Annotated in this window: 24 protein-coding genes and 1 riboswitch; of the genes, 19 read left to right on the top strand and 5 right to left on the bottom strand. The window is 51.5% G+C overall.

Translation table 11 applies throughout. The features are described 5' to 3' along the window. Positions 1 to 140 precede the first annotated feature (140 nt). From ACE41H_RS01515 to ACE41H_RS01550, 8 genes are all read left to right on the top strand, one after another. Positions 141 to 1,625 (top strand): protein kinase domain-containing protein, encoded by a 1,485-nt coding sequence (locus ACE41H_RS01515; RefSeq protein ID WP_375353150.1) that lies wholly within the window; start codon positions 141 to 143, stop codon positions 1,623 to 1,625. A 144-nt stretch (positions 1,626 to 1,769) separates the two neighbouring features. After that, complete coding sequence (locus tag ACE41H_RS01520; protein WP_375352808.1) at positions 1,770 to 3,320, top strand: ABC-F family ATP-binding cassette domain-containing protein; 1,551 nt, start codon at positions 1,770 to 1,772, stop codon at positions 3,318 to 3,320. 130 nt (positions 3,321 to 3,450) lie between these two features. Next, positions 3,451 to 3,560: riboswitch (TPP riboswitch) on the top strand. A gap of 137 nt (positions 3,561 to 3,697) precedes the next feature. Beyond that, the gene (locus ACE41H_RS01525) at positions 3,698 to 4,288 is read left to right on the top strand and encodes a thiamine phosphate synthase (protein ID WP_375352809.1); all 591 of its coding nucleotides are present in this window, start codon (positions 3,698 to 3,700) and stop codon (positions 4,286 to 4,288) included. Between the two features lie 12 nt (positions 4,289 to 4,300). Continuing rightward, the gene (thiO, locus tag ACE41H_RS01530) at positions 4,301 to 5,443 is read left to right on the top strand and encodes a glycine oxidase ThiO (RefSeq protein ID WP_375352811.1); all 1,143 of its coding nucleotides are present in this window, start codon (positions 4,301 to 4,303) and stop codon (positions 5,441 to 5,443) included. Continuing rightward, positions 5,443 to 5,646 (top strand): sulfur carrier protein ThiS, encoded by a 204-nt coding sequence (gene thiS / locus ACE41H_RS01535; RefSeq protein ID WP_375352813.1) that lies wholly within the window; start codon positions 5,443 to 5,445, stop codon positions 5,644 to 5,646. The genes thiO and thiS overlap by 1 nt, the downstream gene beginning before the upstream one ends. A 1-nt stretch (position 5,647) precedes the next feature. Continuing rightward, entirely contained in the window at positions 5,648 to 6,415 is a 768-nt protein-coding gene (locus ACE41H_RS01540) for a thiazole synthase (protein WP_375352814.1), read from the top strand. Continuing rightward, positions 6,415 to 7,494, top strand: coding sequence for a ThiF family adenylyltransferase (locus ACE41H_RS01545; RefSeq protein WP_375352816.1), 1,080 nt, complete (start codon positions 6,415 to 6,417; stop codon positions 7,492 to 7,494). Before ACE41H_RS01540 ends, ACE41H_RS01545 begins: the two co-directional genes overlap by 1 nt. A gap of 114 nt (positions 7,495 to 7,608) precedes the next feature. Then, on the top strand, positions 7,609 to 8,313 hold the full coding sequence (locus tag ACE41H_RS01550; protein WP_375352817.1) for a response regulator transcription factor: 705 nt from the start codon (positions 7,609 to 7,611) through the stop codon (positions 8,311 to 8,313). A gap of 72 nt (positions 8,314 to 8,385) precedes the next feature. Here ACE41H_RS01550 and ACE41H_RS01555 read toward each other — a convergent pair whose 3' ends face one another. Both ACE41H_RS01555 and ACE41H_RS01560 read right to left on the bottom strand, forming a co-directional pair. Then, positions 8,386 to 8,886, bottom strand: coding sequence for a C40 family peptidase (locus ACE41H_RS01555; protein ID WP_375352818.1), 501 nt, complete (start codon positions 8,884 to 8,886; stop codon positions 8,386 to 8,388). Between the two features lie 293 nt (positions 8,887 to 9,179). Beyond that, complete coding sequence (locus tag ACE41H_RS01560) at positions 9,180 to 9,821, bottom strand: thiamine diphosphokinase (protein ID WP_375352820.1); 642 nt, start codon at positions 9,819 to 9,821, stop codon at positions 9,180 to 9,182. 170 nt (positions 9,822 to 9,991) lie between these two features. On the opposite strand from ACE41H_RS01560, the gene ACE41H_RS01565 reads away from it, so the two are divergent. After that, a complete protein-coding gene (locus ACE41H_RS01565) occupies positions 9,992 to 10,651 on the top strand; it encodes a trimeric intracellular cation channel family protein (protein WP_375352822.1) in 660 nt (219 codons plus the stop codon). A 5-nt stretch (positions 10,652 to 10,656) separates the two neighbouring features. Then, entirely contained in the window at positions 10,657 to 11,121 is a 465-nt protein-coding gene (locus tag ACE41H_RS01570) for a low molecular weight protein-tyrosine-phosphatase (protein ID WP_375352824.1), read from the top strand. Positions 11,122 to 11,337: 216 nt separating this feature from the next. Here ACE41H_RS01570 and ACE41H_RS01575 read toward each other — a convergent pair whose 3' ends face one another. Then, positions 11,338 to 12,072: an alpha/beta hydrolase gene (locus ACE41H_RS01575; protein ID WP_375352826.1), complete on the bottom strand. Its 735-nt coding sequence runs from the start codon at positions 12,070 to 12,072 to the stop codon at positions 11,338 to 11,340. 255 nt (positions 12,073 to 12,327) lie between these two features. Here ACE41H_RS01575 and pdhA point away from each other — a divergent pair, with 255 nt between their 5' ends. From pdhA to ACE41H_RS01615, 8 genes are all read left to right on the top strand, one after another. Next, complete coding sequence (pdhA, locus tag ACE41H_RS01580) at positions 12,328 to 13,395, top strand: pyruvate dehydrogenase (acetyl-transferring) E1 component subunit alpha (RefSeq protein WP_375352827.1); 1,068 nt, start codon at positions 12,328 to 12,330, stop codon at positions 13,393 to 13,395. An 89-nt stretch (positions 13,396 to 13,484) separates the two neighbouring features. Further along, a complete protein-coding gene (locus ACE41H_RS01585; RefSeq protein ID WP_375352828.1) occupies positions 13,485 to 14,465 on the top strand; it encodes an alpha-ketoacid dehydrogenase subunit beta in 981 nt (326 codons plus the stop codon). Positions 14,466 to 14,550: 85 nt separating this feature from the next. Continuing rightward, on the top strand, positions 14,551 to 16,206 hold the full coding sequence (locus tag ACE41H_RS01590; protein WP_375352829.1) for a 2-oxo acid dehydrogenase subunit E2: 1,656 nt from the start codon (positions 14,551 to 14,553) through the stop codon (positions 16,204 to 16,206). 3 nt (positions 16,207 to 16,209) lie between these two features. After that, the gene (gene lpdA, locus ACE41H_RS01595; RefSeq protein WP_375352830.1) at positions 16,210 to 17,631 is read left to right on the top strand and encodes a dihydrolipoyl dehydrogenase; all 1,422 of its coding nucleotides are present in this window, start codon (positions 16,210 to 16,212) and stop codon (positions 17,629 to 17,631) included. A gap of 231 nt (positions 17,632 to 17,862) precedes the next feature. Then, positions 17,863 to 18,657 (top strand): thymidylate synthase, encoded by a 795-nt coding sequence (gene thyA / locus ACE41H_RS01600; protein ID WP_375352832.1) that lies wholly within the window; start codon positions 17,863 to 17,865, stop codon positions 18,655 to 18,657. 53 nt (positions 18,658 to 18,710) lie between these two features. Further along, on the top strand, positions 18,711 to 19,196 hold the full coding sequence (locus ACE41H_RS01605) for a dihydrofolate reductase (RefSeq protein ID WP_375352834.1): 486 nt from the start codon (positions 18,711 to 18,713) through the stop codon (positions 19,194 to 19,196). A gap of 293 nt (positions 19,197 to 19,489) precedes the next feature. Beyond that, complete coding sequence (locus ACE41H_RS01610; protein WP_375352835.1) at positions 19,490 to 20,977, top strand: glutamate synthase subunit beta; 1,488 nt, start codon at positions 19,490 to 19,492, stop codon at positions 20,975 to 20,977. A gap of 359 nt (positions 20,978 to 21,336) precedes the next feature. Continuing rightward, positions 21,337 to 23,580: a type IA DNA topoisomerase gene (locus ACE41H_RS01615; protein WP_375352837.1), complete on the top strand. Its 2,244-nt coding sequence runs from the start codon at positions 21,337 to 21,339 to the stop codon at positions 23,578 to 23,580. A 19-nt stretch (positions 23,581 to 23,599) separates the two neighbouring features. On the opposite strand, the gene ACE41H_RS01620 is transcribed toward ACE41H_RS01615, so the two are convergent. After that, positions 23,600 to 24,361: an HAD family hydrolase gene (locus tag ACE41H_RS01620; protein WP_375352838.1), complete on the bottom strand. Its 762-nt coding sequence runs from the start codon at positions 24,359 to 24,361 to the stop codon at positions 23,600 to 23,602. Positions 24,362 to 24,403: 42 nt separating this feature from the next. Continuing rightward, a complete protein-coding gene (locus ACE41H_RS01625) occupies positions 24,404 to 25,321 on the bottom strand; it encodes an ArsR family transcriptional regulator (RefSeq protein WP_375352839.1) in 918 nt (305 codons plus the stop codon). Between the two features lie 218 nt (positions 25,322 to 25,539). Here ACE41H_RS01625 and ACE41H_RS01630 point away from each other — a divergent pair, with 218 nt between their 5' ends. Beyond that, the gene (locus ACE41H_RS01630) at positions 25,540 to 26,265 is read left to right on the top strand and encodes a phosphonate ABC transporter ATP-binding protein (protein ID WP_375352840.1); all 726 of its coding nucleotides are present in this window, start codon (positions 25,540 to 25,542) and stop codon (positions 26,263 to 26,265) included. Positions 26,266 to 26,273 lie beyond the last annotated feature (8 nt).

Genomic DNA, 26,273 nt, shown 5'->3' on the forward strand with positions numbered 1-26,273 from the left:
GATACACTATAATTAATCCAAATTGTGTAAATCAAATCGTTTGATAAGCAGGGAAAGCATCCTGTAAAGAGATCTCTTGTGTTGAGGTCATTTACGGTGATGGCTTTCCTTTTTTGTTTTTCAAGGAGGGAAGAGCAGTGATGAAGCAACAGCGGCAGCATGAGCCCGGTTATGTATTGGGCGGAAGATACCGCATATGCCGGCTGATCGGCAGAGGTGGCATGAGCCGGGTTTATATGGCAGAGGACCTGAAGCTGACGGGCAAAATATGGGCAGTTAAAGAGACGGTCGCCGACAGGGAGCTGATGGGGGCGTGGAGAGCGGAAGCGGAGCTGCTGAGCGCGCTTAATCATCCGCGGCTGCCGCGGATCGTTGATTTTTTCGATTTCAGCAACGAAGGCAACGTATATCTTGTCATGGATTATATCGGAGGTATGACGCTTGAAGCTTACATGCAGAACAACGGTGGGATCGTGGAAGGCGGAAAAGTCGTATCGTTTGCCCTGCAACTGCTTGATGTGCTCGATTATCTGCACAGTCACAAGCCGTCCATCATCTACCGCGATCTGAAGCCGTCCAACATTATGATCACTCCGGGACTTGAGCTGAAGCTGATCGACTTTGGTACGGCGCGGAATTACAGTACCGGCAGCAGCCAGGACACCGTCAAGCTGGGCACGGTCGGTTTTGCGGCACCCGAGCAGTATGGAGGAGGGCAAACCGATGCGCGCTCCGATCTGTATGGTCTTGGTGCGCTTATGCTGTATTTATGTACAGACGGAAGACAAAGCGAATGGACACCTGGCGTAGAGGAAGTCATCCGCTCAGGGCTGCCGCGTGATTTGGCCAGAGTGATTCGCAGGCTGCTAAAGATCGATCCAGGGGAAAGATACCAGACCGCCAGGGAGGTTATACATGAGTTAAGGCTGTTGTCCGTGCCGCCCGCTGACAGGCCGGTACCAGCGGTGGAGGCGAAATATTCCGGCACCCGGGTGATTGCACTGCTCGGGGTATCCCCGGGCTGCGGGGTTACACATACGGCCATTGCCATCAGCCATTATCTTTCGCGGCAGGGCGGCAGGGTGGCTGTAGCCGAACTGAATGGACGATCACAGTCCTTTTCCAGAATACAAACGCTGCTGGAGGGGGAAGAACGCGCGCGGGCGGAGGGGACGAAGCGCTTTTCCTTTGAGGGGGTGCAGTACTGCCGTCAAATGTCGCCGGAAGACATCATTCCTCTCTTGAGCGGAGGTTTTGATTTTATTGTTTTTGACCTGGGCAGTGGTGGGAATCATGAAAGGCTGGAGGAATTTTTGCGGGCCGATTATCCGCTGATTGTCGGGTCCGGGGCGGAGTGGAGGCTGCCGGATACAGTGATGTTTGCGAGTGCTCTGGCCAGGTATCCGCAGCAGAAGTGGAGCTTCTGCCTTCCTTTGGCAACGAGCGAAGCAGTCCGCAGGCTTGGAAAAGATCTGGGTACAGGAAAGGTGTATACGCTGCCTCTCCATCTGGACCCCTTTGAGCCATGTGAAGAAATGGATACGGTTTTGCAAGCCTTGTTCAAGGATGCTCTGCCTGGACCGAGGCGGAAAAAGCCGTTGTTTGCTTCCCTCCGGAGACAGTGAGTCCGTGTCGTGCAGGTATATAATTTCATTTTCGTTATGGCGGGCAGTTCCGGTAAGGCTGCCTCTTGTGCTACAATAAGGCTTTGAAAGCAAACCTGAAGTCATATTGAAGTTTAATGAAAAATAAGGAGCCAGTTAACGGAAATGAGTTTATTAACAGTTGAAGAAGTTTCCCACAATTTCGGGGACAGAACATTATTCAGAAATGTATCGTTCCGCCTGCTGCCGGGAGAGCACGTCGGTCTGGTAGGGGCCAACGGTGTCGGCAAATCGACGCTGATGAATATTTTGACAGGCCAGCAGCTGCGTGACAACGGCAAAGTCGAGTGGACACCGAAGGTCCGTTACGGTTATCTGGACCAGCACACGAAGCTGACTCCGGGCAAGACCGTGCGGGATGTGCTCAAGGATGCATTTCTCCCCCTGCTTGAGCTTGAACAGGAACTGAATGTGATTACGGATAGTATGGCCGAAGCCACACCGGAGGAGCTTGAGGTGCTACTGGAGCAGATGGGGGAAATCCAGGAGCAGCTGGAGATCGGCGATTTTTATCTGATTGATGTGAAAGTGGAGGAAATGGCCAACGGGCTTGGACTTGCTGCCATCGGACTGGACCGCGATGTAGCTTCTTTAAGCGGGGGGCAGCGCACGAAGGTGCTTCTTGCCAAGCTGTTGCTGGAGAAGCCGAATGTGCTGCTGCTGGACGAGCCGACGAACTACCTGGACGTTGAGCATATCGAATGGCTTACACGTTATTTGAAGGACTACCCTTATGCTTTTATGCTGATTTCCCATGATACTGAGTTTATGAATCAGGTCGTCAACGTCATTTATCATCTGGAGTTTGGCAAGCTGAACCGCTATACCGCCAACTATGAGAAGTTCCTTGAAATGGCTGACATTCAGAAGACGCAGCATATCGATGCTTATGAAAAGCAGCAGGAGTATATCAAGAAGCAGGAGGACTTCATCCAGCGCAACAAGGCGCGTGCCTCCACTTCCGGACGGGCCAAGAGCCGTGAAAAGCAGCTTGATAAGATTGATCGGATCGACAAGCCGGAAGAAGCGGCCAAACCGACGTTCCAGTTCAAGGAAGCGCGGGCCAGCGGCAAAACGGTCTTTGAAGGCATTGACTTTGAGATCGGCTACAGCCATCCCCTGCTGCCGAAAATGTCCATTACGATTGAACGGGGCGAGAAGATTGCCATCGTCGGTTATAACGGTGTCGGTAAATCGACGCTGCTCAAAACGATTCTCGGGAAAATCCCTCCGCTGAGCGGAAAAATCTATACCGGAGACTTTCTTTATCCCGCTTATTTCGAGCAGGAGGTGCGCCCTGAGCGGATCACACCGCTTGACGATGTGTGGAACGAGTATCCGCATTTGAACCAGCATGAGGTTCGTGCCCATCTTGCCCGCTGCGGACTGAAAAATGATCACATTACCCGTCCGCTGTCCGCCTTAAGCGGGGGAGAGCAGGCCAAGGTTCGCCTCTGCAAGCTGCTGATGCGTGAAAGCAACTGGGTGCTGTTTGACGAACCGACCAACCACCTGGATGTGGTGGCGAAGGATGAACTGAAGCGTGCGCTGAAGGAATACAAAGGCACGGTGCTGCTCGTATCCCACGAACCTGATTTTTATAAGGATTGGGTAACGAGAGTATGGAATGTCGAAGAGTGGTCGGCCAAAGCCTGATGTGCAGGAGAAGCACAGCTTTGGACTTTTCGTACTGAAATCTGATGTACGTCTAGGCAAGTGAAACGGATTGTGCTACCATGAAAAGGGAAAACAAAATATATAGTAATACAGGCGATTGAACAGGCCTGTATCACACTGGGGGAGCCGCGGCTGGCGGCTGAGACGGAATAAACGCATTCCGGACCCTTTGCACCTGATCTGGATCATACCAGCGTAGGGAAGTGGACATTAGCCGAACGGGAATCAAATGCGGCCTTGCTTATGAGCAGGGAGGCAGTTCCATGTAAATTCGGTGAACCTGTAAATTCAGCCGCTTCCTGACCGGGAAGCGGCTTCTTGGCGTTCCCGAATAACGGTCCATGGAGGCAAAAGCAATGGAGCTTCATCTTATTACGGACGGCTGCCAAAGCGCTGAACGCACGGCAGACATCTTGCGGCTGATCGAACCGGATATTGACGTGCTGCACATCAGGGAGAAACATCTGAGCGCAGCGGAGCTGTACGAATTTATGTTTACGGTGTCGGAGCGCGGCTGCTGCTCGCCAGCCAAGCTCGCGGTCAATGACCGTGTAGACGCAGCACTTCTGTTCGGTGCAGGGACGGTGCAGCTCACCTCAAACAGCCTGCCGCTGCAGCTTGTGAAGCGGACGTTCCCGGAGCTGCGCTGCGGGGCATCCGTACACTCGCTGCAGGAAGCGCAGGTTGCGGAGCAGGCGGGGGCTGATTATGTGCTGTACGGTCATATTTACGATTCCGCCTCCAAGCCTGGGCTGCCACCGCGGGGGCTGAGCAGTCTGGAGGAGCTATGCTGTGCAGTCTCCATTCCGGTTATCGCGCTTGGCGGCATCCAGCCTCGGCATGTGCGGGGCATCAGGCGGGCAGGTGCATCAGGAATCGCTGTGATGTCAGGCATCTGGAAGGCGGATGATCCGGCCGAAGCGGCAAAGGAATACAGGAGAATGTGAGGAGGAAAAGATATGAGCTATTCGGCAGACTGTACGGTGATCGGCGCGGGAGCGATCGGCAGTTCCATCGCTTATCAGCTGGCGAAAAGAGGCTTCAAAACGATTCTGATCGAAAAATCGGTCCCTGCACAAGGGACCACACGAGCGGCGGCCGGAATGCTGGCGGCAGAATGTGAGGCCTTTGCCCACCCTCAGTTGGCCGCATTTGCCCTGCGCAGCCGCAATCTGTTCGGGGAGCTGGTGCGGGAGCTTGAAGGCCTGGCAGGACTGGTAACAGGTTATACCAGCACAGGCTTCGTTCTCCCTGCCCGGACAGTGGAGGAAGTTGAACGCTTGTCGGGCATGGCAGGGAACAAGGATGGATCAGCCGCAGAATGGTGGGAAGCCGCAGAGATAGCCAGAAGGATTCCTGGCCTGACAGGACAGGTGCTCGGAGGCTTGTTCCGCGAGCGGGAAACGCAGCTGCTCCCGCAGCGACTTGTACAGGCATTGGTGGCAGGCGCGGAAAAGCACGGGGCGGAACTGCTGACAAATACAATCGCAGAGGACATCCGGATCGTGGACGGTATGGTGCGTGGTGTAAAAATGAGCAGGGGATATATTGCTTGTCCAAATGTTGTGATCGCAGGGGGAATTGAAGCGGGCAAGCTGCTTAACCATTTCGGCATCCATACGGAGATGTATCCTGTCAAGGGAGAGATCGCTGCCGTTACCATGCCAGTACGTGCACTGGAGTATACCATTTACGCCGAGGATGTGTATCTGGTGCCAAAGCCGGAAGGGGAGCTGTGGATTGGGGCTACCAGCAGACCGCATGAATGGGGAGCGGATGTATCCGCAGGCGGGCTGCGCCAGCTTTTGGAGCGCGCCTCAGCCTGGCTGCCGGACATCGGGGAGTCGTCTTTTCTGAGAGCGTGGTCGGGATTAAGGCCGCAAACGGAAGATGGCTTTCCCATTATAGGCCCCGTACCTGATGCTGCCGGCTTATACGCTGCTTGTGGACATTACCGCAACGGAATATTACTGAGTGCGGCTACAGGGGAAGCGATAGCGAAGATGCTGGCAGGCAATACAGTGGAGCAACTTAATTTGACGGCCTTGTCACCGGCAAGAATGAAAAGACAGCCTGCACCAGCAGTCAAGGGGGATAAGTGATGAGGCTTGTTATTAACGGCCAGGAAATGACTTTTGAAACAGAAATTCACAATGTGGACCAGTTGCTCAATGCATTGGACCTGCAGGTCAAAACGGTTGTCGTCGAGTTGAACCGGCGCATATTGACCAAGGATATTCACAGCGTAACCGATTTGAAGAACGGGGATCATCTTGAAATTGTACATTTTGTGGGGGGCGGATAATATGCTGCATATTGGAGATAAAGCCTTTAAATCAAGACTGCTGCTGGGGACAGGGAAGTTTCCGGATCTTGAAACGCAAATGAAAGCTGTTCAGGCATCGGAAAGCCAGATCCTTACCTTTGCCGTACGGCGTTTGAACCTGGAGGAGAAGGGGCAGGGGAACTTCCTGGATATGCTGGATCTGTCCAGCTTCATCCTGCTTCCCAATACGGCCGGGGCGGCTACCGCCGAAGAAGCTGTCCGTATCGCCCAACTGGCCAAGGCGTCCGGTTTATGTGATATGATAAAGGTTGAAGTGATCGGGGATGACAGAACGCTGCTTCCCGATCCGTTTGAGACTTTAAAAGCCTGTGAAATGCTGCTTGCCGAAGGCTTTATCGTGCTGCCTTACATTTCCGACGATGTCATCCTGGCCAAAAGACTGGAGCAGCTCGGCGTTCACGCCGTCATGCCGGGGGCTTCCCCTATCGGGTCGGGCCGGGGCATCCTCAATCCTTACACCTTGGAGCTCATTATAGAACAGGCTTCGGTTCCTGTCATTGTGGACGCCGGCATCCGTTCACCTGCCGATGCGGCGCGCGCGATGGAACTGGGTGCGGACGGGGTACTGCTGAATACGGCGGTGTCCGGCGCGGGGGACCCAGTCGCCATGGCGGAGGCGATGAAGCTCGCGGTAAAAGCGGGCAGACAAGCGTTCAAGGCGGGCATGATTCCCGTTAAACGATATGCTGCGGCAAGCAGCCCCACAGAAGGGATGGTTACATCATAATGACTGAACGCAAGACAGCGGTTCCGGCAGATTCAGCTGAAGGAGCCGCCAAGGCAGCGGTTGACCGCTACTCGCGCCAGGAGCGCTTTGCGCCGTTCGGCCGGGAGGGGCAGCGCAAGCTGCGTGCTTCCCATGCGCTCATTATCGGGGCGGGAGCACTCGGTACAGGCATAGCCGAAACGCTCGTCCGCTCAGGCATCGGCACGATCACGATCGCTGACCGCGATTATGTCGAGTGGAGCAATCTGCAGCGGCAGCAGCTTTTTGCCGAGTCGGATGCGGTACAGCGAACACCCAAAGCGATCGCGGCCAAGCGCCGTCTGGAAGAGATTAATTCCGAATGCCTCATCCATGCCTATGTGCTTGATATTGATGGTGAAGCGTTGGAAGAGCTGGCTGCAGATGTGGATATTATCATGGATGCAACCGATAATTTTGACACAAGACTGATCATTAACGATGTGGCGCAAAAGCTCGGCGTGCCGTGGATATACGGCGGCTGTGTGGGCAGCTACGGGATTACCTTCACCATTATTCCCGGAGAAACGCCGTGCCTGAACTGTCTGCTGGGCACGATTCCGGGTGGAGGAGATACCTGCGACACGGCCGGCATTCTTCCCCAGGCTGTGCAGATGGTGACCGCCCATCAGACGGCGGAAGCCTTCAAGCTGTTAAGCGGCCACAAGGAGGCACTGCGGGGCAAGCTGTTGTCCTTTGATGTGTGGCGCAATGAAACCGTATCGATCTCCGTGGCCGGCGCCAAAAAGGAGGATTGTCCTTCCTGCGGAAAGAACAGGGTGTATCCGTATCTGCTGGCCGCTAATCGGCAAAAGGCGGATGTGCTGTGCGGCAGGGACACGGTGCAGATCCGACCTGCCCGTCGCACCAAGCTCGATCTGGAAGCGACAGCCGCCCGTCTTGCCGCCACCGGGGACGGTCTGGTGGAGAGCAATCCTTTTCTGGTTTCCTTTGCTGCGGGCAAACAGCGAATGGTCATTTTTGAAGATGGCCGTACGCTGATTCACGGCACGAGTGATATAGCGGAAGCCCGTGTGTTGTATCATCGTTATTTTGGATAAAATATTTTAATTCCCTCTTTGTCCTGATACATGTATTCCTTGCGAATTTCCCAAACTATGAACAGGATCACAGATATCACCAGGCTGCTCAGGGCGGCAGAAATCAGGTGACGCATGGAAGAATGTATATTGCTCGTTGGCGGAGAGAGCCGGGAATGTGTGGGGGAAGGTTTGCGGAAGGCGGGGTATGATGTAATCCATCTGCACAGCGCGCTGGAAGCTGCTGATCGTGTGGAAAACCTGGAATTCGGACTGCTGCTGCTCGACGCGGAGCTTCCTTCTTTGGAGACGGACCGGCTGCTGCTCGGCATCCATGATGAAAAGAGGCGGATTCCGGTCATCATGATTACAGATTCCGAGGATGCCGATAAGATGGTTGAATGCTTTGACCGGGGGGCGCATGACGTTGTAGCTGCAGAAGTGCCGGAAAAGGTGCTGCTAGCCCGTATCAAAAATTTGCTTTTTATTTTCCGCGGTGCCGTTCAAACGAACAGCCGGATCAAGGTGGCGGATTTGACGATTGACAGGGAAGTGAGGATAGTCCAGCGGGGAGAAGAGCAAATCGGGCTGACAGCGAAGGAGTTCGACCTCCTGTGGTATCTTGCGCTGCACGTCAATCAGGCCTGCAGCAGACAGCGAATCCTGAAGCATGTTTGGAGGCATGAATTTATAGCGGACACTAATGTAGTGGATGTATATATACGGCATCTTCGTGTCAAAATTGACTATGGTCAAAAATACAAACTCATCCGGACGGTACGTGGTGTGGGTTACCAGCTTCAGGAGCCGCGTACGGATACTTCCGGCCAGACAACGTAATATTCCGCATAACGAAAAACAAACCGGAGCTGAGGGCTTCCGGTTTGCTTCATTTATGATGATATCAATTCATTACAGTACACGGCGTGCGAACAGGTAGGTTTTCTTCCATGTGCCTGAATTCAAATTGGAGATGGTTACGCCTGGAGAACCGTAAGTGTGTAGAATTTTGCCGTTTCCTGCATATACACCAACATGCGTTACATTTCTGCCGTTAGCGCGGCTGCCGCTGGAAAAGAACAGCAGATCCCCGACCTTGATGTTGGATTTGGAAACATATTTGCCTTTCCGCGCTTGATCCTCGGAAGTGCGGGGAAGATTCACTCCATATTTGTCAAAGATGTACTTCGTGAAGGACGAGCAGTCAAATCTTCTCGTCGTGCTGGTATTAGCTCCGAAATCATAAGGAGTTCCTATGTACTTTTTGCCAAAATCAACAATTTGTTGACCTTTAGTCGATGTGGCGGTAGCCGCATGCGCGGATGGAGCTTCTATAGTTGCGATTGCTCCAAAGCCGATAGAAGCAGCCAGTCCGACAGAGATGACTTTCTTAAACAAGTTGTTGAACTTCATGATGTAGTTGTACCTCCAAAAGTATTAGTCATTCGAAAGGAATGCTTGAATGCTTGCCCTCTTGCAGGACTGAGTATAACAGTTTTGTTACCTCCCAGAATTTAGGTGAATCTGGTTTATTCCTTGTGCGTCAAGGCCTTGAACCGGATTATTAAAAAACGGTTAAAATTGCTGTAAAAGGCTGGAATGCTGCGGAAACCGGCAAGCAAAAAGGCTAAGACCGTTGAATTATCAACGGTTTTAGCCTTTTTTGACTCTTTTGCAAATGTTAAAATAAGATTACAAAAATGTAATCAATCCTTGCTTTGGATGATGAGCAGTATGCCGCTCTCGATCGAAACTTTGCCAGCAGCAGCGGTCAGACGGTTGCTGACGCCCCTGGATTGTCCCATTTTAAGGGTTGCATTCATCAGCGGGTACATAAATCCTTCAAGATTGATGCCTGTTACTTCATTCGTCATGGGGAGCAGGGAGGTATAGGTATATCCCCTGTCCTCTACAACAGCTTCCGTGCCTGTCAGCATGATCCGGTTGTGCGCATCCTGGATGATACAGTGGATATGATGTTGCATGGCGCGCAGCAGCATTTGCAAATTGGCGAGTGTATGATCCATTCTGGTGCCGGTAGCGCCGAGCAGCAGCACCTCGCCGATCTGCTCCTCAATCGCCAGTTCAAGCGCAAGCTCGGTGTCGGTAAGATCCTTGTGAACGGGGTCACAGCTGAGAAGACGTTTGCTGCATGCCTCAACCTTGTCCCGCTGTTCCGGCAGCACGGAATCGAAATCGCCTACGGCGATATCGGGGCGAATTCCGTGCTCCACCAGATATAACGCTCCGCGATCCGCCCCAATAATCAGGTCTCCGTCCCTGATCTCTGACCAGTCATCCGAAGACAGGACTCCGCCGGAAAATATGATTGCTCTCCTGATGCTCATCCGCTACATCTCCTCTAAAAAAATGCACTATGTATAAGTATAACCTGGATAATTATCGCTTGCACAATTTCCTCCGGTTTCGCTACAATGAGAAGGTGGAAAGTTGACAGGGGAAGTAAGGGATTTCAAGAAAGCAGGCAGTCAGAAGAGAAAGGGAGAGAAACAAGCTGTTGGAATTACACATCTTTGATTGGTTCAGCATTGTCGGGACGATTGCCTTCGCCATGTCCGGGGCTATCGTGGCGATGGAGGAAGAATACGATATTGTGGGAGTGCTTGTACTTGGGCTGGTGACGGCATTCGGGGGAGGAGTGATCCGCAACATTCTCATCGGTGTTCCGGTGACTACGCTCTGGAGTCAGGGGATGCTAATTACGCTGGCCGTTATTTCCATAGTCATTGCATTTATGCTGCCTTACGAATGGATCAAGCATTGGAAGCGGACAGAAGCGCTGTTCGATGCGGTCGGTCTGGCTGCATTTGCAATTCAGGGGGCGCTGTATGCCACACAGATGAACCATCCTGTCATTGCCGCCGTGGTCGCCGCTTTCTTGACAGGCACGGGCGGCGGCATGATCCGTGACCTGCTGGCCGGGCGCAAGCCGCTTGTGCTGAGGGACGAGATTTATGCCGTATGGGCCATGCTGGCTGGACTTGCGGTAGGTACCGGGCTCACAGCCCGCCCGGCAGAGCTGATCGTGCTCTTTATAAGTGTCGTAGTATTTCGTATGCTTTCCGTGTATTATAAATGGAAACTCCCGCGGCGATCGCTGCGCCGTCCGTCGCAGGCAGATCCGGGAGCGGTTGACTGGCGGGTTCAGAAAGGATAAGGATCATGATTCGAGTATTATTTGTATGTTTGGGCAATATTTGCCGATCGCCGATGGCAGAGGCTGTGTTACGGCATAAGGCTGCGCTGCGGGGGCTGCAGGGTGCCATTGCAACCGATTCGGCCGGGACGGGCAACTGGCATATCGGCAAGCCGCCGCATGAAGGAACGCTCGGGCAGCTCAAGCTGCACGGGATCAGCAGCGAAGGGTTGATTGCCCGGCAGATGCAGGCGCAGGATTTTGAACAATTTGACTATATCGTGTGCATGGACGACTCCAATGAGCAAAATTTGCGCAGGCTTCAGGGAGGAAAGGATGCGGAAATCCTGAAATTGATGGATTTGCTTCCCGACGAGCCGCTCCGCGAGGTTCCTGACCCGTATTTTACAGGTAACTTCGAAGAAACCTACAGATTAATTGATCTGGGGTGCGAGGTCCTTCTGGACAAGATTGTAAGCGAAAAGCTATAATATGGTCGTATGATGACGAAAAGGATAAACGGCAGCAGTGCCGTTTTTTCTGTTGTTTGGATGAAAGCGCAACCACAGGCTGAACGGCGGAGAAAGCAAAATCCCGGCCAGTAGGCCGGGACAGGGGGGCTGCCGAAATTTTTTTTGATTTATGTCTGTAAAATTTGGCGTTAAGGCAGGCTGTGCAGCGGGTATTGGTGGGTGGGGACGTTTTTCTTAAGCCAGTCCGAGAAAATAGCTCAGCGCATCAGGCAGCTCGTTTTGCCAAAAGCCCCAGATATGCCTGCCGTCCTTCTCGCGATAAGAAACCGTGGCTCCACGCTCTCTGAGCAGGTCTGCTGTCTTGCGGTTAATTTCAACAAAGTCATAGGTTCCGGTATCGCTTTGAAACTCCGTTTCCTGCAGGCCGACCGTCATCCAGACCTCCAGATAGGACAGGTCCTGTTCACGGTCGATAAGCTCGCGTGATTTCTCGTAGTAGGCGCCGGACAGGCTGATGACCCTTGTGAACAGCTCGGGGTACATCAGGGCCAGATGCAGCGAGACGCTGCCGCCAAGGGAATCCCCGGCCAGCACTCGTTCGGAGGCCTCTTGTCTGACAGGATACTTGCCTTCAATATAAGGGACGATTTCCTTGGCAAAGCAGGAGGTATAGGCCTCAAACAGGCTGCCAAAGGGGGCGTACTCCTGTGTTCGGATGGAAGTATCGACCTCTACACCTACAATGATGAATGGCTCCAGCCCTTCATCGAGAATGAGTTGGTTGGCATGGGTGGCGATTCGCCCGAAGTTGAAAAACTCTTCGCCGTCCTGGCAGTAAACGACAGGATAACTCAAAATTTCGTTATAGCCAGGTGGCAGGTAGATCCGGAGATTGCGTTTTGCGTTCAAAAAACGGCTCTGAATTTCGTCTTTGAGAATCGTTCTTTTCAGGTAGCGGGAATCCGTCATGCTTCGTCACCTTTCGCGGGTAATTTTTTGCATTCATGATCACAATAAGTTAAGATAACCGTGGTTGCATAGACTGGTTAAATTTTAAAAGATGTACTATGCTGTTATAATGAATTGTGAAACCTGTTATACATACACGATTTGCACAAAACAAATAAAAATGGCGGATATCTTTGACTCAAGAGGTAGAACAGGTGTATAATAATTCTATAACAGCGGAACTTGATATTCAAATTTTTTGTTGAGGTGAAGAAAATGAGCAAGGTTCCTTACGAAGTGTACACGGAGGAAGTGGAAGCTCTTTCCGTGCTTTCCCCGGAAGGTGAAATTATTAATGAGAATATGCTGCCTGAGCTTACCGACGATCAATTGAAAGAAATTATGTACCGCATGGTATTTACCCGCACCTGGGACGACCGTGCCGTTAACCTTGGACGTCAGGGCCGCCTTGGCTTCTATGCTCCGGTATCCGGTCAGGAAGCAACGATGGTCGGCAGTGAGTTCGCTTTGGAGAAAGAGGACTTTATCGCACCAGGCTATCGTGATATGCCACAAATCGTATGGCATGGTCTTCCGCTGTATCAAGCATTCCTGTACTCCCGCGGTCATCAGCATGGCGGCCAAATTCCTGAAGGTGTTAACGTATTGATGCCGCAGATTATTATCGGGGCACAAATTTTGCATGCGATGGGCATTGCGATGGGCTTCAAGCTCAAGAAACAAAAACAAGTGGTCATTACTTACACGGGTGACGGTGGTTCCTCCGAAGGCGATTTCTACGAAGGTCTGAACTATGCTGGGGTTTACAAGCTTCCGGTTATTTTCTTTGTGCAAAATAACGGTTACGCCATTACTACGCCATTCTCCAAACAGACAGCCGCCCTGTCCATCGCTCATAAAGCGGTTGCGGCCGGTATCAAAGGCGTAAAAATTGACGGCATGGACGTGCTTGCTGTTATCAAAGCGGTTCAGGAAGCTGCTGAACGTGGACGCAACGGCGAAGGCGCTACACTGATCGAAGCGGTCACTTACCGTTTCCGTCCGCATTCCCTTTCTGACGATGCCAGCAAATATCGTACGAAAGAAGAAGAAGGACAATGGAGCGAGAAGGATCCGATTGCTCGTCTGGCCAAATACCTTGAGAAAAAAGGACTGTGGACGGAAGCGGACACCGAGCGCGTGAAAGAAGAAGCGAAAGCGAAAGTCAACGAAGAGATCAAGAAAGCTGAGAAAACCGAAAAAATGACGGTTCCAGGCCTGATTGACAGCATGTTCGAGCATACGCCGAAGCATCTTGAAGAACAAAAAGCGGATTTTCAATAAAACATAGGTATGAAGCCTGAGACCGGTTCAGGTTCATGATGGATAAGGTACGAATGTGATCTGTTAATGTTTAAGGAGGAAATGAAGCAATGGCACAAATGAACATGAAAGAAGCGATTCGCGACGCGCTGCGCGTTGAATTGAAGCGTGATCCGAACGTCATTCTTTTCGGTGAAGACGTAGGTAATGTAGGCGGCGTATTCCGCGCCACAGAAGGTTTGCAGAAGGAATTTGGCGAAGAGCGCGTGTTTGATACACCGCTTGCCGAATCCGCGATTGGCGGCCTCGCAGTTGGTCTGGGTATTCAGGGCTTCCGTCCTGTTGCGGAGATTCAGTTCGTAGGCTTTATTTTTGAAGCGCTGGATCAAATGGCTATTCAAGCGGCACGTATGCGCTACCGCTCTGGCGGACGCTACAATTCCCCGATCGTATTCCGTACACCGTACGGCGGCGGCGTAAAAGCGGCTGAATTGCATACAGACGCGCTGGAAGGTCTGCTGGCTCAGACACCGGGCATCAAGGTTGTTATTCCATCCAATCCTTACGATGCCAAAGGTCTGATGATCGCAGCGATTCGCGATAACGATCCTGTATTCTTCATGGAGCACCTGAATCTCTACCATGCATTCCGTGATGAAGTGCCAGAAGGAGATTACACGGTTGAACTGGGCAAAGCGAAAGTAGTTCGTGAAGGCTCTGATGTTACGATTATTACTTACGGCATGATGGTTCACACATCCGTTAAAGCCGCTGAAGAGCTTGAAAAAATGAAGGGAATCAAAGTAGAAGTCATCGACCTGCGTACTGTTAGCCCGATCGATATCGATACCATCGTAGCTTCGGTTAAGAAAACGAACCGTGCCATTGTGGTGCAGGAAGCTCAGAAGAGTTCCGGTGTTGGTGCCGAGGTTGTTGCCCAAATCAATGAAAAAGCCATTCTTCATCTCGAAGCTCCTGTGCTGCGTATTGCACCGCCAGACACGATCTATCCTTTCGCGCAAATTGAGGATACATGGCTTCCAACCCCAGCCCGCATCATTGACGGGGTTAACAAAGTGCTGGAATTTTAATTAGAGCTCACAGTAGAGGGTTCCGGCCATTCGGCAACGAGAGCAGGAAAGGGCTGGACCCTGATTAAATTGGGAGGTTTTGAACGTGGCAAATTTTGAATACAAATTCCCGGAGCTTGGTGAAGGCCTGCACGAAGGCGAAATCATCAAGATGCATATCAAACCCGGCGATAAGGTGACAGACGACGACATCATTATGGAAGTGCAAAATGACAAAGCTGTCGTAGAAGTTCCTTGTCCGGTAAACGGTACAGTGAAAGAAGTGTTCGCGAAGGACGGCGACGTATTCAACGTTGGTCAGGTAGTAGCGATCATCGACGCGGAAGGTGATGTGCCTGAACAGGAAGAAGCAACCGCAGGCAGCCACGCAGTACAGGAAAAGGGTGCAGCTCAAGGCGGAGCTGACACGACTTCTTCGCCTGCAACAGCAAATCCGGCTGCTTCCGGAAGCTCCAAGTTTGAATACAAGTTCCCTGAATTGGGCGAAGGTCTGCATGAAGGTGAAATCATCAAAATGCACATCAAGCCAGGGGACAAAGTGACAGACGACGACATCATTATGGAAGTACAGAACGACAAGGCTGTTGTGGAAGTTCCTTGCCCTGTAAATGGAACCGTCGCTGAAGTGTTCGCGAAAGACGGCGATGTATTCCATGTAGGCCAAGTCGTAGCAATCATCGACGCAGAGGGCGAGCTTCCTGAACAGGAAGGCGGCGCGTCCGCTCCAGCCGCTGCTGAAACACCTGTAGCTGTCAATGCAGCTCCTGTGCCTGCGGCAGCTTCCAACAAAGAAGTGCTTGCTACACCTAGTGTTCGTAAATTTGCCCGTGAGCAAGGCGTGGATATTTCCCTGGTGAACGGAACCGGCAAAAACGGCAAAGTAACCAAAGAAGACGTTCAGGCCTTCAAAAACGGCGGCGTTCAAGCAGCCCCTGCCCCTGCCCCTGCGGCAGCTCCTGCAGCACAGGCAGCAGCACCTGCGGAAACGAAACCTGCAGCTCAGAAAGCGGCGGCGGCTCCTGCAACAGCAGACCAGCAGCTTGAAGAAGAGCGTGTGCCATTCAAAGGCATCCGCAAAGCCATCGCCAATGCAATGGTTAAGTCGGCTTATACCGCGCCACACGTTACGATTATGGACGAGGTGGACGTAACCGAGCTGGTAGCATTCCGTACCCGTATGAAGCCGATCGCCGAGAAGAAAGGCGTAAAAGTAACGTACCTGCCATTCATCGTGAAGGCGCTCGTTGCCGCTAGCCGTCAGTTCCCGGCTCTGAATGCCATGATCGACGAAGAAGCAAATGAAATTGTGTACAAAAAATACTACAACATCGGTATTGCGACAGATACGGATAACGGTCTGATCGTGCCGGTCATTAAAGATGCAGACCGCAAGAGCATCTGGATGATTGCGGACTCGATTCGCGATCTCGCTTCCCGCGGCCGTGAAGGCAAGCTGACTCCTGCCGAAATGAGAGGCAGCACCATTTCCATCACCAACATTGGTTCTGCAGGCGGCATGTTCTTTACACCAATCATCAACTTCCCTGAAGTGGCCATCCTCGGAACTGGCCGCATCAGTGAAAAACCTGTCGTGAAAAACGGTGAAATTGTGGCAGCTCCTGTCATGGCACTGTCCCTGAGCTTCGATCACCGTATTATCGATGGAGCAACAGCCCAAAACTTCATGAATTATATCAAACAGCTGCTCGCCAACCCTGAGCTGCTTGTTATGGAGGTGTAATCAATGGTAGTAGGAGACGCTTCTCTGGATATTGATACATTGGTCATCGGTGCGGGTCCGGGCGGTTATGTAGCCGCCATCCGCGCTGCGCAACTGGGTCAAAAAGTGTTGATCGTGGATAAATCGGAACTCGGCGGCGTGTGCTTGAACCGCGGCTGTATTCCGTCCAAGGCCCTGATCTCCGCAGCCCATCAATACGAAAACGCACTGCACGCCGATTTCTTCGGCGTGTCGGTGGGTGATGTTAAAGTGGACTTCACCAAAACACAGGAGTTCAAGGAAAGTGTTGTTAAGAAAATGACCAGCGGTGTAAGCGCGCTGCTCAAAGGCAATAAAGTGGAAATCTTCAACGGCGAGTGCATGTTCATTAACCAAAACGAAGCGCGTGTATTCAATGATCATGAATCTCCGCGTTACCGTTTCAAAAACTGCATCATCGCTACCGGCTCCCGTCCAATCGAGCTGAAGCCGTTCCCGTTTGGCGGCCGCATTCTGTCCTCGACAGAAGCGTTGAACCTGCCTGAAGTACCGAAGAGCATGATCGTCATCGGCGGCGGCTATATTGGTGCTGAGTTGGGTCAAATGTACTCCAAATTTGGTACAAAAGTGACTATCATCGAAGGCTTGGATACTGTTCTCCCTGGCTTTGATAAAGATATGACTTCGCTCGTTGCGAAGAACATGAAGAAAACAAACATCGAAATCGTCACAGGCGCCAAAGCCGAAAGCGCTGAGCAAACAGACAAAGACGTTACGGTGAAATTCTCCGTAAACGGCGAGAGCAAAGAAGTAACGGCTGAATACCTGCTCGTTACAGTTGGACGCCGTCCAAATACGGATGGTGAGCTGGGGCTTGATCTGATTGAAGTAGAATTGGATGAGCGCGGTTTTGTAAAAGTGGATCATCAAGGTCGCACTAATCATAAGCATATTTTCGCTATCGGTGATATCGTTGCAGGCCCTGCACTGGCGCACAAAGCTTCTTATGAAGGTAAAGTGGCGGCTGAAGTCATTGCCGGCATGCCTTCCGTAGTGGACTACAAATGCATTCCTGCTGTAGTATTTACAGATCCTGAATGTGCAAGTGTAGGTTACAGCGAGCAGCAAGCGAAAGATAAAGGCCACAAAGTAAAAACAGGCAAATTCTCTTATGCTGCGAACGGCCGCGCTGTTTCCCTTAATGGTACTGAAGGCTTCGTGAAAATCGTGGCTGATGAAGAAACCGGTCTTGTACTGGGGGCGCAAATCGTAGGTATCGAAGCATCCAATCTGATTGCCGAGCTGGGTCTGGCTATTGAAATGGGAGCTACACTCGAAGATATCGCTCTTACGATCCATGCGCATCCTACGCTGGGTGAACTGGTTTCCGAGTCAGCTGAAGTGGTATTGGGTCACCCCATCCATACGATGGTTCCCCGCCGCTAATTCTTTTGCAGCAATATATATTTTGTACAGAGCAGAGAACGCCAAGCGCGTTCTCTGTCTTTTTTTAACAAAAGCAAGTATTATCCATCTGAACAGACGTTTTTTTCATCTGGAGAGAGTTGGCCGCTCATGGTACACTAAGATTCAGAATGTTTATAAAAGATGACGTGATCTGGTGAATTCGGACGAATGCTGTCATGTACAATGCTTGTATGAAGAGGGGAATGTGCAGTGAAAAATTATTTGGATTTGCTGAAGGATATTTTGGAGCATGGAACCGACAAGGACGACCGCACTGGCACCGGCACTCGTTCCGTCTTCGGCAGACAGCTCCGTTTTGATCTGACGGAGGGATTTCCGCTCGTAACGACAAAAAGAGTCCATCTGAAATCGGTCATTCATGAGCTGCTCTGGTTTTTGCGCGGCGATACCAATATCGCTTATCTTAAGGAGCATGGAGTCACCATCTGGGACGAGTGGGCGGATGAGAACGGTGATCTTGGTCCTGTATACGGCTCGCAATGGCGCGCCTGGGAAACGCCGGACGGAAGAACGATCGACCAGATTACCAATGTTATCGATTCGATCAAGAACAATCCGGATTCGCGCAGACATATGGTGAGTGCATGGAATGTGGCTGAAATTGACCGGATGAAGCTGCCGCCATGTCATTTTGTATTTCAATTTTACGTTGCCGACGGCAAGCTGTCCTGCATGCTGACGATGCGCTCGGTGGATACCTTCCTGGGACTGCCTTTTAACATCGCAAGTTATGCTTTGCTTACGCATATGGTTGCCCAGCAGTGCGGCCTTGAAGTGGGCGAGTTCATCTGGTCCGGCGGAGATGTCCATATTTATTCAAACCATTTCGAGCAAGTTCGCACCCAGTTGCAGCGTGAGCCTTATCCGTTGCCGAAGCTGATGATCAAGCGGAAGCCGGATACCATTTTCGATTATACATTTGAAGACTTTGAATTTGTGAACTATCAACATCATCCTGCGATTAAGGCGCCGGTAGCGATTTAAAGACGGCAGAACTGCCGGACACGAGCCTTTGGGTACGTGAAGGGGGGATTTACATGAGTATTTCCATGATATGGGCGATGGATAAGAATGGAACGATCGGCAACAACAATTCTCTCCCATGGAGACTGCCGCGGGATATGGCATTTTTTAAAGAACAGACAATTAATAAAACGGTGCTGATGGGCCGCAAAACGTGGGAATCCTTTGGAGGGAAAAGCCTGCCGCAGCGCAAAAATGTCGTTTTGACCCGTGATCCTGATTATATCGCGGACGGAGCGGATGTGATTCACCGTCTTGAAGAAGGAATGAAGCTGGCCGAGCAGGAGCAGCTTATGATTATCGGAGGAGCGGAAATCTATAAGCTGTTCTGGCCCTATGCCGACGAACTGATCGTAACCCGTATTGAAGAAGCGTTCGAAGGAGATACGGTCTTTCCGGATCTGGACTGGAGCGGCTGGAAACCCGTGCGCGAAATTCAGGGAATAACAGACGAGAAGAACCCTTACTGCTACCGTTTTGTATTTTATGAAAGAGTCTGACTGCTGCCAAATAAAGCACATAATCAAATAAATATACGATTTTCCTGTTTATTATTCATATCTGTGTATGGTATGCTATTTGAAATATTTATTGATATGATTGAAAATACATTTCGCTTTTCGCTAAAAAGTTGCACAGTATTTCAACACTTTTCTGCTTTATTGTGTTACAATGAATCAAATTTGATTCAATTGAGGGTTACCGTTTCATATTCCTGAGCTCCCTTCATGGAGAGGGAGTTGTGGAATGTTTGCGAAGCGGGCACAGATAAGAGGAGATGGGGGAACGTAAGATGTCTACACCAACAGGGTTTATGGAGTATAAGAGACAGCTTCCTGCAGACCGCGACCCGCTGGAACGGGTTAAGGACTGGGAGGAGTTCCATAAGCATTTGAGCGAAGAAGAATTACGCACACAGGGTGCCCGTTGCATGGACTGCGGAACCCCTTATTGCCATACAGGCTTGGATATGGCCGGCAGCACCTATGGGTGCCCTGTTCACAATCTCATCCCTGAGTGGAACAATCTTGTATACCGTGGACTCTGGAAAGAGGCCCTGGACCGTCTGCACAAGACGAACAACTTTCCGGAGTTCACCGGGCGCGTCTGTCCCGCTCCGTGCGAGGGTTCATGTACCGTCGGTCTGATCGGACAGCCCGTGACGATCAAGACCATTGAAGAAGCGATCATCGAGAAAGGCTTTGAAGAGGGCTGGGTCGTTCCCGATCCCCCGGAGAAGCGTACAGGCAAGCGCGTAGCTGTCGTCGGGTCCGGCCCGGCGGGGTTGGCAGCGGCTGCCCAGCTGAACAAAGCAGGCCACAGTGTAACTGTATACGAACGTGCCGACCGTGTCGGGGGACTGCTGATGTACGGTATTCCAAGCATGAAGCTGGATAAGAAAGTGGTTGAGCGGCGTGTGGAGCTGCTTGAAGCGGAAGGAATACAGTTCATTACCGGTACGGAAATCGGCAAGGACATTCCGGCACAGCAGCTTGTTGATGAGTTTGATGCGGTCGTTTTGTGCGGAGGAGCAACCAAGCCGAGAGAGTTCAGCATTGAGGGAAGCGATTTGAACGGAGTTCATTATGCGATGGACTACCTGAATGGAACGATCAAGAGCTTCCTGGATTCCGGTCTGGAGGATGGTCAATTCATTAATGCTGAAGGCAAGGATGTTATTGTCATTGGCGGGGGCGACACCGGCTCGGACTGTGTTGCTACAGCGCTGCGTCATGGCTGCCGCAGCGTGACCCAATTCGGTACTCACAGCAAGGCCCCGCTGGAACGGGATCCTGTCGCCAATCCGTGGCCGCAATTCCCGAATGTGTATCAGCTCGATTACGCTCAGGAAGAGGCAAAGGCGATTTTCGGCGATGATCCGCGCGAGTTCTCCATCATGACCACGAAATTTGTCGGGGATGACAACGGAAACCTGAAAGAGCTGCATACGGTTCAAATTCAGCGTATTGTTGATGAAACAGGACGCAAGATCTATCAACCGGTCCCTGGAACAGAGCGTGTATTCCCTGCGCAAATGGCCCTGATTGCGATCGGATTTGACGGTCCTGAGCAAACCATTGTTGAGCAGATGGGCCTGGAAACCGACCGCCGTTCGAACGTCAAAGCCCGTTACGGCAAATATGTAACCAATGTGGATAAAGTGTTCGCTGCCGGGGACATGCGCCGTGGTCAGAGCCTGGTTGTTTGGGCTATTCACGAAGGCAGAGAAGTGGCCCGTGAAGTGGATAAATATTTGATGGGCTCCTCAGTATTGGTTTAAACTTTTATCAATAGCTATGATCCTATTTTTCGAGACTCTGCTTAAGCGGAGTCTTTTTTTCGCACCTCTATCGTCATTAAATATAACATATAACTTCTGTCTTAGCCACAACATATATGCGAAAATTGAAAAATAATTCGAAGATTAAAAGTTATTCCGTAGTTTCGTACTTTATGTGACATGAAAATTAACATATACATAACTTTTGTGTGATTTGTTTTTCCTTTAGAAGAATCGGCTTCTGTGGTATAATAGACTGTAATCATGGCATAAAGCTTTCTTAGACGAAAGCTTTTTTTGCTTCTAAACGGACTAGGATCAAGCTTGCTAAGCTGCAGGCGCCAGGGAGGAAGAAATGGATGAAGACGCTGGTGATCGCTGAGAAACCCGACATGGGACGGACGATAGCGGCGGTGATCGAGCCCCGCGCGAAGAACAACCGCAGTTATTTGGAAGGTGAACGTTATATTGTAACCTGGGCCATTGGCCATTTGCTCGGGCTTGCCGAGCCGGATGCCTATGATCCGAAGTACAAGCGCTGGAACATCAATGATCTGCCTATTATACCGGAGCATTTCAGAATTGTTCCCAATCCGAAGACCAAGGATCAGCTGAAAACGATCGGAGAGCTGGCCAAACGCTGCGATTCCATCATCAATGCCTGTGACGCAGGGCGTGAAGGGCAGTATATCTTTGCTTTGATCCAGCAGCAGCTGAAATTGCGGCAGCCTGTAAAGCGGTTGTGGATTTCGGATCTGACGGCCGAAAGCATTTCGCGGGGCTTCGCGAATATGAAGGATGCCTCGGAGTATGAAAATCTGACCCTGGCCGCCCGGGCACGAAGTGAAGCCGATTGGCTGATCGGCATGAATGCCTCGCGTGCTTTTACGACCAGACACAACGCACTGCTATCTGTTGGCAGGGTGCAAACTCCTGTGCTGGCCCTGATCCATGACCGGGAGAAGGAGATTGCGGCGTTTGAAAGCCAGACCTTTTACGAGGTGCTGGGCTTTTTTAAGCAGGGACAAACCAAATATAAAGGGGTATGGCAGGGAGACCGGCTGACCGAGCAGGGGAAGGCGGCTGACATTGCCACCGCGGTCAAAGGCAAAACAGGCAGCATTGCCAAATATGAAATGAAGCCGACCAAGGAATATCCCTTCAAGCTGTATGATTTAACCTTGCTGCAGCGCGAGGCGAACGCCAGGTACGGATATTCGGCCAAGAAAACGCTGGATGTGGCGCAGGCCTTGTATGAGCGTCATAAGGTCATTTCTTATCCGCGAACGAACTCCAACTATGTAACAGAGCAAAATATTGAAGGCATGCACAAAGTGCTTCATATGCTGCAATCCGGTCCATATGCGGAGCTTGCGCAAAATGCGGATAGCAGGCTGGTTCACAAACAAAATAAATCGGTCTGCAATCCGGCAAGGGTTGAAGATCACCATGCGATCCTGCCCACCTTGAAAAGAACGGGTACGCTTAGCAAAGAAGAGCAGAACATCTATGATCTGGTAGTGCGCCGCTTTTTGTCCCACTTTTATCCGCCGGCGGAGTACAAGCTGCATACGGTGCTGACACAAGTGGAGCAGCATATCTTCAAAACAGGCATTAAGGAGCTCGTTTCGCTGGGCTGGAAGGTCGTGCTTGAAGCTGCGTCTGACACTGAGAAGAAATCAGGCAAGCGCGGCAAGAAGGATGAAGAGGAAGAGACGGAGGAGTGGACGGAGGGACATTTCGAGCTCGACCCAGTCCAGCCTGCCTATTGCGTCAAGTCGGAGGTAAAGGAGAAAGCGACCCAGCCTCCTAAAAGCTATACGGAGGGCACCTTGCTGAAGGCGATGGAAAGCGCAGGCAAGCAGATGGAGGATGAGGAACTGCGCGAAGTGATGAAGGATGCCGGCCTGGGCACACCCGCCACCCGCGCCGCCACTATTGAGCGGCTCAAGCAGGTCGGCTACATCGAGATGAAGGGCAAGCGCGTTCTCGTTACAGAAAAAGGAAAGACAGCCATCGAGCTTATTCGTCATGCCGGGGTCGAGCTGCTGGCGAGCCCGGAAATGACCGGACAATGGGAACGCAGATTGAACCAGATTTCCAAGGGTGAGGCTGCGCAGGAAAAGTTCATGGAAAATGTAAAAAAGTTCACTTTCTCCGTCATTGAAAAGGTTAGAAAACAGACGCCTGCGGCGGCGGACTCCTTCGGCACGGACGGCGGCAGCCGGACGCGTAAGGGACGTGCGGGACGCTCCGGGAACGGAAAAGCCGGGAGCAGCACGGGAAGCGATCAAAGCGCCTCCGCATCAGCGACTCTTGTGGCGGAGCGGACGAAATTTGGGAACTGCCCCCGTCCGGGCTGCGGCGGCTCGATCATTGAAGGCAGGAAAGGCTATGGATGCACCCATTTCAAACAGGGCTGCGGGTTTGTCATCTGGAAGGAATACAAGGGCAAAACGCTGTCAGCAGCAATGCTGAAATCACTGCTGGGCAAAGGCCAGACCCAGTTGTTGACATTCAAGCGCAGCGACGGTTCAGCTGTTAAAGCGAGAATTGTGCTTGAGGATGCGCCGACGGGCAAACTGGGAGTCAGAATGGAATGACGTGCAGCAAAAACGGACCCTAACCGAGGGTCCGTTTTTGCTGGTGGATTTGAATGCTTTCATGAATGACACGGGGAACTTCCGTAAGGGTTCTGATCGTATACATCACAGAGGCAGGCTTCTGCTGCAGCTCCACCATGTTATACACCCATTCCTTTTCCTGCTGCAAATAGATCGCATGGATTCCCGCTTCAAGCGCCGGCGATACGTCTGTGCGCAGTGAATTGCCAATCATCCAGGTCACGCTGCGGTCAAACCGGTTCGCCCGCAAAATTTCCTCCAGTGCCTGCACATTTTTGTGCTGGCGGATGAAAATACGGTCTTCAAAGTATGTGGACAGCTTCATTTGATCGATCTTCCGCTGCTGGATTGCGACTTCCCCGCCGGTGTACAGGTGCAGGGTATGACCGGCCTTACGCAGGGATTCAAGGGTTTCCACCATGCCGGGATAAGGTTCCACCTCCTGATCATATACGCTTCTTCCCAGCAGCAGGAGCTGTTCCTCTTCCGTTTTAACGTATTCGCGCTGGTAAGCATTGCAGAAATAATGGTATGTTTCAACCAGTGAGCGGGGGAAATGCTCGCTGGCAAAGCCAAGCTTTTTCACGCCGGCGACATCAATTTCGATCTGCTTGTCGCGGATTTCCCCGGTCGTCAGAGCTTCATCCGCAAACCATTCCTGCAGTGTCTCAAAAAACTGGTCAAGAATCATATCAAAGTATTTGTTACAGTATACTAGCGTATCATCCAAATCAAATATAATTTGCTGCCGTGTGATCATAAACTGTTGATTTCCTCCCTGACGTCCGGATATGCACGCTGGTCAAATCCGGACGTATGATTCCAAAAACATTTGCAGATCCGAAGTGCCCTCGGGGCGGATGCTGAATTTTTCCTTGCCGTAACGGCCGATGTGAATGCGCAGCAGCCCGGCCACCCGCAAAATCATCAAGTCAGACATCAGCTCTTCATCCGCTTGCTTTAAATCCCGGCGCATGTCGGACAACGATCGCGGCTCGCCGGCAAAATAGCGGAGCAGCCGCAGACGCTGCGGATCCGCAACAGCCCGGGTCAGTCTCAGTAAAATGGTAGGAGGCGCATCCTCGTCTTCTTCGGGAATATCCACCGGATACTGGATGAGCAGCATCCGGCTATAAAAGCAGTACGTATTGATCGGCCGATTGTGTACGCTCGGGAAGAGCACGACCGTATCGAGATCCTGCAGCGGGGGAACTACCAATCCTGCCGTAGCGTATTCTACAAGCGCATCAGGATCCATTTTGCCAAGCAGCATTTTTTTCTCCTCGGCATCCTCAAAGGCGATGGCCCGGAGCTCCCCTTCCTGCTGGCGGAAATACTCCTTGTCCCAGGCGCGGAGCAGAGGGACATAGGTGCGGCGGATTCTGATGGATTCCTCTGGAGTCAGGAAAGGAAGATGATGGAAGATCCGCTCATGCAGCGACCGGTCATCACTGCTCTCCAGATAGGCGAGAAAATCTGCGATTTCATCAAAGCCCGGCCTTGTAAAGGCCCATGCATACAAAACATCGTAATCATTAAAGGGCAGATCTTTGGCTGTGTCGATGGCTTGTTTTGCTTCAGAAGATAGTTTGTTATCAACTTGCTCAATCCATGCGGTTCCTACATCCAGATCCCGAACCCATTTTTTGGTGACGTATACCATAAAGCTTCCGAGCAGCTCATAAATCGGAGATGCGTCAATTTTGACCTCGTAGCTCATGCGACAAAATGCCTCCTGTCAGACAGCATGCTATTGCAACCTTGAAATAATTGCGTCAACATTCATTATCGCTTGTTTTGCCGGGCGTTGTCCACTATAATGTGAACTAGTCTGTCTAGAACGTTTGTTTGCATAGAAATTATTCTTTTATTACAATAAACTTAAGTAATTAAGAAGGTTTCAAAATATGTTGGTGCGGACAAGAAGGGGAATATCCGATGATCAGAATAAGGCAGCTGACCAAACATGTCGGAGCAGACAGAATTCCGGTGCTCCGCAATATAAGCGCAGATATCCAGCAGGGCGAATTTATTGCGCTTGTTGGACCGAGCGGCAGCGGCAAGAGCACATTGCTGCGCTGTCTGGCGCTGAAGGAATCGTGGGACGGCGGCAGTTTCATGATAAACGGGGAAGACGTCCTGAAGAACGGCATTTCGGGGAAACTGAAGCAAAGACGGGAATGGGCTTTTCTGGAGCAGAATCCTTATGTGAATCTGAACCGGAGCGCACTTAAAAACGTATTGATCGGAAGAGCGGGACAAACTCCTGTCTGGCGAATGATTACGGGCATGGTCCGTTCCGATGATTATATGGGAGCGATGGATACGCTTGAGGAGCTGGGCTTGCTGGATAAAGCTCATGCCAAATGCGAGAAACTAAGCGGAGGAGAACGGCAGCGGGTAGCTATAGCCCGTGCGCTGGTGCATGGCGCCAAGGTTATTCTGGCCGATGAGCCGGTGAACGGCCTGGATCCTGCTGCGGCGGACAAGGTGCTGGAAACGCTGCGGGGGCTGTGCAAACAGGAGCGGATCACCGTCATCAGCGTGCTTCCACTGGAGATAGCCGAGCGTTTTGCATCCCGGATCTGGGGGCTTCAGGGAGGCGAGATCGTCTTCGACGTTCATGGACGGAGGTTAACTTACGGGGAGAAAAATATGCTTTGAACGGAAGT

The organism is Paenibacillus enshidis (assembly GCF_042136365.1).
Classification (GTDB): Bacteria; Bacillota; Bacilli; order Paenibacillales; family Paenibacillaceae; genus Paenibacillus; species Paenibacillus enshidis.